General features: G+C 50.1%; 3 protein-coding genes and 1 pseudogene. 2 read left to right on the plus strand and 2 right to left on the minus strand.

All coding sequences use genetic code 11. The annotated features are described in order from the left end of the window. The first annotated feature begins 40 nt into the window (after window positions 1–40). The gene (locus tag Q0X57_RS07605) at window positions 41–1369 is read left to right on the plus strand and encodes a leucine-rich repeat domain-containing protein (protein ID WP_297729816.1); all 1329 of its coding nucleotides are present in this window, start codon (window positions 41–43) and stop codon (window positions 1367–1369) included. Between the two features lie 250 nt (window positions 1370–1619). Then, window positions 1620–3614, plus strand: coding sequence for a urocanate hydratase (locus tag Q0X57_RS07610; protein WP_297729812.1), 1995 nt, complete (start codon window positions 1620–1622; stop codon window positions 3612–3614). Between the two features lie 136 nt (window positions 3615–3750). On the opposite strand, the gene Q0X57_RS07615 is transcribed toward Q0X57_RS07610, so the two are convergent. Together Q0X57_RS07615 and dcm are read right to left on the minus strand one after the other, a co-directional pair. Next, entirely contained in the window at window positions 3751–3900 is a 150-nt protein-coding gene (locus Q0X57_RS07615; RefSeq protein ID WP_297729814.1) for a hypothetical protein, read from the minus strand. 46 nt (window positions 3901–3946) lie between these two features. Continuing rightward, window positions 3947–4282: pseudogene (gene dcm, locus Q0X57_RS07620) on the minus strand (DNA (cytosine-5-)-methyltransferase); the annotation flags it as partial. Window positions 4283–4731 lie beyond the last annotated feature (449 nt).

Genomic DNA, 4731 nt, shown 5'->3' on the forward strand with positions numbered 1-4731 from the left:
CCATATTTCTGACTTATTATCTATAAAATATTGAGTAATAATCGGTTGTAAATACAAGCATTGTAAGAAGCTCTCTACCGTACGTATCCCTTCATCAGTGGATAGTATCAAGTCAGATGCTTTCAGAGACTGTACTAGTCTGACCGTCGTTGAGATGCCCGCTAAGGGGTTGCTAAGTATCGGTGATGGGGCTTTTCGCAACTGCTCTAGTCTAGCCAGTGTGACTTTACCCCAGACTGTGACTGAGATTGGTGAATATGCCTTTAGCCAGAACACTAAACTTGCGAATGTTACTCTATCTAAGGATCTAAAGCGGATTGGGGGCTTTGCTTTCAACGGCTGCAAAGTCCTACGAGGGGCTAGTCTGCCTGATGGACTAGAAAAGATTGGTAAGGGGGCATTCAAAGAATGTATAGCTCTTACTGAGATGACTATACCCGCCTCTGTAAAGCAACTTGGCGAAGAAGCATGGTCTAAATGCAGTGCCTTAGAGCGAGTCAACATACAACCAGCCCTATCTAGGCTACCTGTTGAGACCTTTGCCTACTGTGTAGCACTTAAAGATGTACAGCTTCCTACGAGCCTAGACACAATTGGAGCGGGTGCGTTTCGTGCATGTCAAGCCTTGATAGCACTACCCAAGACGTCGCAACTTAAGGTAATAGAGCGTGAAGCCTTCAGAGCCTGCGTAGGCTTTGAGAGGGTTGAGCTACCGAAGAGCTTACGGTATGCTGGAGAGGGGGCTTTCACTCAATGTACAGCACTGCGGACCATCTCTCTACCTGAGCAGCTAGATAGTCTAGGGAGCAAGCTCCTGGCTTACTGCGATGCTCTTGAGGAGATAAGCTGCCCCAACAGCTTGACTCGGATTCCTCCCGCTATTTGCTACGGCTGTCCAGCTCTGAAAAAGGTTCAAATAGGCTCACAGGTAGAAAGCATAGGCAACGAGGCGTTTGCGCTATGCTCAGGTCTGAGCACTTTTATATCAGCTACTACTACGCCCCCGACCTTGGGAAATAATCCTTTTACTAGTATACCTTTGAGCCAAGCTACACTCATCGTCCCAACAGGGGCTAAAGCCACCTACGGAAGTCGTGAGGTGTGGCGAGACTTCGGCACTATTGACGAGCGAGAGTTTAGCTCTATAAGCGACTTGTCCTCAACAAACGGTTGTATCTATAGGAGTGGTGACCAGCTAATCCTTGACGGTACAGTATCTGGTGAGGAGTACCGTCTATACAGTCTAGAAGGTGCATTGCTCACACAAGGTACTACGTTAGACGGGTGCACCACAGTAGATGTGAAGACGCTACCCTCCAGTCACTATATCCTAGTCGTAAGTCAAAGTTCATATGTCATAACGCTCTAGGACAATAGGTCAGGTGCATCATAGCTCTTTCTAGACTCTAATTGTCTTAGACTTTGCAAAACTCTCGAGTAGTCCGCTGTTGGGAAGCTTACCGAATCCCTCCAGCGGATTACTTATATCCTCGGTTAGTTACAGCTAACTCCTACTTTTCAACAGTCTCACAATGCAATCAGTCCTGGGGGGATGTCTGCGTGTCTACTAGTTTTTAGTATCTTTGTGGAACACGAAATTAAGATAGCAACCAGTAAGTATGAAGAGAACCTGTAAGTTTACGCTTGACGCTACGCTACCCAAGTACCCCACCTTTGAGGAGGGCATACGTCGAGCACCTGATAGGGGCTATAGCTTGACCCCAGCACAGACACGTGTAGCACTACAGAATGCGCTACGCTATGTACCTAAAGAGCTTCACGCTGAGCTCGCACCCGAGTTCCTCAAGGAGCTTAAGGAGCGTGGCAAGATCTACGCCTATCGCTATCGTCCCGAGGGCGATCTCAAGGCAGGTCCTATCGATAGCTACAAGGGTAAGTGTATTGAGGGCAAGGCCTTCCAGGTGATGATCCACAACAACCTATCGCACGCTGTAGCGCTCTATCCTTATGAGCTTGTAACCTACGGTGAGACAGGTCAGGTATGCCAAAACTGGCTCCAGTACCGTCTCATCATCAAGTACCTCGAGGAGCTCACACAGGATCAGACCCTAGTCATCGAGAGCGGACACCCGCTGGGACTCTTCGCCTCGCACCCCTCTGCTCCTCGTGTCATCATCACCAACTCCATGATGGTCGGTCTCTATGACAATATCAAGGACTGGGAGATAGCTGCTCAGATGGGCGTCGCCAACTATGGTCAGATGACCGCTGGTGGCTGGATGTACATCGGGCCACAAGGTATCGTACACGGGACGTTTAATACGCTACTCAACGCTGGCCGTCAGCAGCTACACATCCCGAGCGGTGGCAACCTCGCTGGCAAGCTCTTTATCTCCTCTGGTCTAGGCGGTATGAGTGGTGCACAGCCTAAGGCGGCTGACATCGCAGGTGCTACCTCTATCATCGCTGAGGTAGATATGTCTCGTATCATGACTCGTCACAATCAGGGCTGGGTCAAGCACATTGCAGAGACAATCCCTGAGGCGCTTAAGCTCGCTGAGCAGGGTATGAAGGCTGGTGAGCCTTGCTCGATCGCTTACCACGGTAATGTGGTGGATCTGCTGGAGTACTGCGTCGAGCATAACATACACGTAGACCTACTCTCCGATCAGACGAGCTGTCACGCTGTCTACGAGGGTGGTTACTGCCCTGTATCGCTTACCTTTGAGGAGCGTACCGACCTGCTCGCACACGACAGAGAGCGCTTCTGCCAGGAGGTGGACAAGGGTCTGCACCGTCACTACGAGGCTATCAAGGCGCTCGTGGCTCGTGGCACTTACTTCTTTGACTATGGTAATGCCTTTATGAAGGCTTGCTTTGATGCTGGCATTCAGGAGATCTCTCGCAATGGCGTAGACGACAAGGATGGCTTCATTTGGCCAAGCTATGTAGAGGATATTATGGGGCCTGAGCTCTTTGACTACGGCTATGGTCCATTCCGCTGGGTATGCCTCAGCCACGATCACGAGGATCTGATCAAGACAGACCACGCTGCTATGGAGTGCATAGACCCAGATCGTCGTGAGCAGGATCGTGACAACTATATATGGATACGTGACGCCGAGAAGAATCAGCTCGTCGTCGGTACCGAGGCGCGTATCCTCTACCAGGACGCTGCGGGCCGTCTGAAGATCGCACTTAAGTTCAACGATATGGTACGTCGTGGCGAGGTTGGTCCGATCATGATCGGTCGTGACCACCACGATGTGAGCGGTACGGATAGCCCCTTCCGCGAGACATCCAACATACGTGACGGTAGTAACGTTATGGCCGACATGGCTGTCCAGTGCTTTGCGGGTAACTGTGCTCGTGGTATGAGCCTCGTCGCTCTGCACAACGGTGGTGGCGTCGGTATCGGTAAGGCGATCAACGGGGGCTTTGGTATGGTCCTCGATGGTAGTCGCCGTGTTGACGAGATCCTACGTCAGGCTATGACTTGGGACGTGATGGGCGGCGTAGCTCGTCGCGCTTGGGCTCGCAATGAGAACGCTCTGTCTACTTCTCAAGAGTTCAACGAGGAGCACTCAGACCTCTACCACATCACCATCCCCTTCCTAGTGGATGATGCACTCCTTGATGAGGTACTAAAGTAATTCCTCGTCTAGTATAACGAAAAAAGCCTCAACTCTTGACGTAGAGAGTTGAGGCTTTTTGAGACTGTTGCATAAAGGCGAATCGCTGTGTTGCTTTCGGGATTTGGCTTCGGTAACATGCGGAGGTATGCTCTCTTCAGACCTCACCCTCAGAGCCTTGCGTAAACTGGTCATAACGTTCGTAGCCGTTACGACAAAAGTCTATCTTATATGTAGCTGGCTCCTCTAAGCTCTCCACCTTTCTAACCAAGATACTGTCCATCCCATACTTGTTGAGCGTATCCATAGTTACTAGCTCACCTTCTTTGAGCTGTAGCACATCTCTTAGGATCCACTTGCTCCAGTAGTAGCACTTTAGGGTGATGCTGTGAAGCGATCTCCGCTATATCAAAGAAGAGCGTACCTCGAGTATCTTCAAACCCCTTGCGATAGCCCGCTATAGAAAAGGCTTGACAAGGGAAGCCCCCACACAGCACATCAAAATCCTTAGGTATAAAAGACTTCGTGACTGGGGAAGTGATATCACCAAAGGGGAGTTCTCCAAAATTAGCTAGGTAGGTTTGCTGAGCTTGCTTATCCCACTCACTAGAGAAGAGACAAGTGCCACCGACCGACTGCATCGCAAGGCGTATCCCTCCGATACCAGCAAACAAGTCTATAAACGTAAAGGCTCCGTCAAGTTGACTAGGAAAGGGAGCGGTCTGCAACTCTGGAAATAGGCCATAGCTTGAAACAGGCTCTGCAACACGACCCTCTCCATGGTGCTCTGACGATGAGGACTCTATAAGGGCGCTGATTATCTCCTCAGCTACATCCCTATAGTATGAGTATCGACTCCCTAATTGCAGATGATGAGAGACTACAGACATCTCCATCATCGGGGTAAGATGCCCAGCTACTAGCTACGCTTGAAGATAGCCCTGGTGTATGAAGATTAATCCTCGTACACTGCAATATAAGCTCACTGTAGAGCGACTCCTGCATCTCCGCTGATGCCAATCTCTCCCGAGGAAATCGGGAATCTCCACGGAGCAAACAAAAATTCCCTACGGAGGGCCGAAATGAAAGTTCGGAAGAATGAAATAAAACTTCGGAAGAGTGAAATCAAAGTTCCGAA

It is taken from the genome of uncultured Porphyromonas sp. (assembly GCF_947254915.1).
Lineage (GTDB): Bacteria > Bacteroidota > Bacteroidia > Bacteroidales > Porphyromonadaceae > Porphyromonas.